Source organism: Lamprobacter sp., assembly GCF_034860625.1.
Classification (GTDB): Bacteria; Pseudomonadota; Gammaproteobacteria; order Chromatiales; family Chromatiaceae; genus Lamprobacter.
Genome location: NZ_JAYESN010000363.1, coordinates 1 through 2,377, shown reverse-complemented (window position 1 = coordinate 2,377; position 2,377 = coordinate 1). Strand labels below are relative to the sequence as shown.

Genomic DNA, 2,377 nt, shown 5'->3' with positions numbered 1-2,377 from the left:
CCGATTAGGCGATCAACCTTTCAGGCCGCCTTGGCAATGCCTTCGACATCGGATCGCTTGCTTACGCCCAAAACCTCGATCCCAATTAGGTGGTCTTCGGCGTCGTAGTCTCCGTGAATGCCTGGCTCAATCTCGCGGGTGGTGGCGATTTCGCCCTGGGCGATCTCGAAGTAAGCGGCGTCGGCGATAGGGTCAAACTCGAGCTTCATGGGCGTATTCTCTTAACCTTCGAAAAACGCTGTGATAATCCGAGGGGGATCAACCGAGTCATTCACCACAACCCTGAGTGTTCGAAATCCGCGCTGCGGAACGTCGTAGCACAGATGAGTTGCGTCTGGATCAACAAGATCCGGAAAGGTCTCCCGTGGATTTTGTATGGCTTCCGAGATCCATTGAAGATCAATGCCGCGTCGAGCGCAACGCTTCCGAGCATGTTCGGTGACAGTGAACTTCACAACGGATCGCGACGATTCTCACTACGCCCGACGTCAAGCACAGCCCGGTGCATGCTGCCGAGTCGCCCCCGTCATTGGGGGTTCGGCAGCATGCGCTCGGGCTGGTGCTCTAGTTGGGCATGATAAGGTGAGTCGTCCTGAATTCTTGCCGCAAGCGTATCAGCGGACAAGTCTGCTCCGCATGGCCACTCAACAAAGTACCCACGGTTTTGGACCGACCCGAACTCGATGTAGTTCTTCAGTGGGCTGAACGCTTCGGTATCTAAGTATGGCTTGACATCGAATACACCTTCTTTCCCGTCCTCGGTTTGGACGAACAGAAGGTGGTTATCAAGCGGTGTAACATGCAGCAGCATCATTCATCAAGCCCTCTGATTGGGTGAGGCTTCTTGCCTTGGACGGCAAGTTGCCAGTCTGCCATAAGCTCGTCTTCGTGAATAGCGATCCAAGCCACGATCATTTTGTGTTTCTTATTCGGAAACTTGCCAGCGAGCACCTCACCGTCAGGGATCGAGTAAACAGCAATGCGCCCCTTCACTTCGGCGTGGACATGCGGTGTCTTGTGCTTATCCGTGTCGAAGAAAAACATCCTTATCAGGATGCCGTAGAACCGGAAAATGGTCGGCATCTAAGAGTCTCCGTGTTCACGCCCAACGTCAAGGCTGGCCAGCCGCCCGTTGCCACGCCGGACGCGAAGCGACTATGCGACAACGGGCGGTCGGGCCGAGCCGCGTGTTATGCCTGTGCTTTCGCAATGAGGCAAAGCGCATCCGGCGTCGGGAACTGAATCGGGACAAACTCGACGTTGAACGGAAGTTGAGCTTGTCTTGCCGCTTCTATGCTTAGGTTCATCGCGTCGTTCTCAACAGACCAGTCTATCGCGAGCTTTAGAAAGCGCCTCAAAACCATGAGGGGCGGAAAACGGTTGTTTTGGTGCATCCACTCCATGAGGTCTTTCTTGCCCTTGGAACTGTTGCAACTGCGACATGCATATATCAAGTTGTCACCTTTGTCTTCTCCGCCGATGAAGCGAGGAATCACGTGATCTAGAGCTAGCGGGCCGGCACTTCCACAGTAGCTGCAAATATTGCCTTGATTAATCTTTATTTTCTCATCTTGAAAGATGGAGCCAATGCACATCTTGTCATCCATCAGCCCCTTATATAGCTTCGCGCGGATGATGTAATTTACTTGAGCGTATTTCTCCTGTTCCTTAGACACCGCGCTATGCGCCATCGCAAGGCATGCATAGGACCAGTACAGCAGCTCCTTTACAGTCTGTGGTGGTGGTCGTGGCAAGTGTGGAGTCCTCATTTACTTCATAAAAGTTGATTAGACAGAATGTGGGTCGGGTGTACTAGGCAGATTCTGCCTATCTCGGTTAGCATAGAGTCTGCCTAGAGCAGTCCTCATCCCAGATGCCGTACACCCTCTTCCGTCTGCCAAACCAAAGCTAGCAAGAGCACCACCCGAGTACAAAGAAAAAATCTGCAGTCGATTGTTTTTTGCGATCAGTTTGTTGATCGTACGCAGAATAACGGACTGCCAGTTTGTCAAGATCGTCGACGCTTTTGAGAACTTGCTCATCACAGCGGGGCAGCGGTTGCGTCTGAGGTGGATTGGGCTACTAGCGGGATCCCGCCCGAGCACTCCAGCATCAGCATCCCACTCTCGCAGGCGAGTCGACGAGAGAGCCGGTTGTTCAACCCAACACGCAGCCGACTCCTCCCACGACGACACCGCTCGAGTCCAAGGACAGGCGCCAATCCGCGTTGGATCAGGTGCGTGCCCGCGACGCATCTGTTGGAGTCTGGCTACGATATCCGCACCGTGCAGGAACTGCTTGGTCACGCGGATGTGTCGACCACGATGATCTACACCCAGGTGCTGAATCGTGGTGGGCAGGGAGTGAGGAGTCCCTG

6 protein-coding genes are annotated in these 2,377 nt (G+C 54.0%); 1 reads left to right on the top strand and 5 read right to left on the bottom strand.

Annotation, left to right across the window (positions count from 1 at the left end):
- Window positions 1-20: 20 nt before the first annotated feature.
- From VBE63_RS27570 to VBE63_RS27555, 5 genes are all read right to left on the bottom strand, one after another.
- The gene (locus VBE63_RS27570) at window positions 21-209 is read right to left on the bottom strand and encodes a DUF2283 domain-containing protein (protein ID WP_323686187.1); all 189 of its coding nucleotides are present in this window, start codon (window positions 207-209) and stop codon (window positions 21-23) included.
- 12 nt (window positions 210-221) lie between these two features.
- Window positions 222-455: a DUF4258 domain-containing protein gene (locus VBE63_RS31645; RefSeq protein WP_416274701.1), complete on the bottom strand. Its 234-nt coding sequence runs from the start codon at window positions 453-455 to the stop codon at window positions 222-224.
- 71 nt (window positions 456-526) lie between these two features.
- The gene (locus tag VBE63_RS27565; RefSeq protein ID WP_323686186.1) at window positions 527-814 is read right to left on the bottom strand and encodes a DUF2442 domain-containing protein; all 288 of its coding nucleotides are present in this window, start codon (window positions 812-814) and stop codon (window positions 527-529) included.
- Entirely contained in the window at window positions 811-1,083 is a 273-nt protein-coding gene (locus VBE63_RS27560; RefSeq protein ID WP_323686185.1) for a DUF4160 domain-containing protein, read from the bottom strand. Before VBE63_RS27560 ends, VBE63_RS27565 begins: the two co-directional genes overlap by 4 nt.
- Before the next feature lie 107 nt (window positions 1,084-1,190).
- A complete protein-coding gene (locus VBE63_RS27555; protein ID WP_323686184.1) occupies window positions 1,191-1,676 on the bottom strand; it encodes an HNH endonuclease signature motif containing protein in 486 nt (161 codons plus the stop codon).
- A 393-nt stretch (window positions 1,677-2,069) separates the two neighbouring features.
- On the opposite strand from VBE63_RS27555, the gene VBE63_RS27550 reads away from it, so the two are divergent.
- The coding region (locus tag VBE63_RS27550; protein WP_323686183.1) for a tyrosine-type recombinase/integrase at window positions 2,070-2,377 on the top strand (308 nt) is incomplete at its 3' end.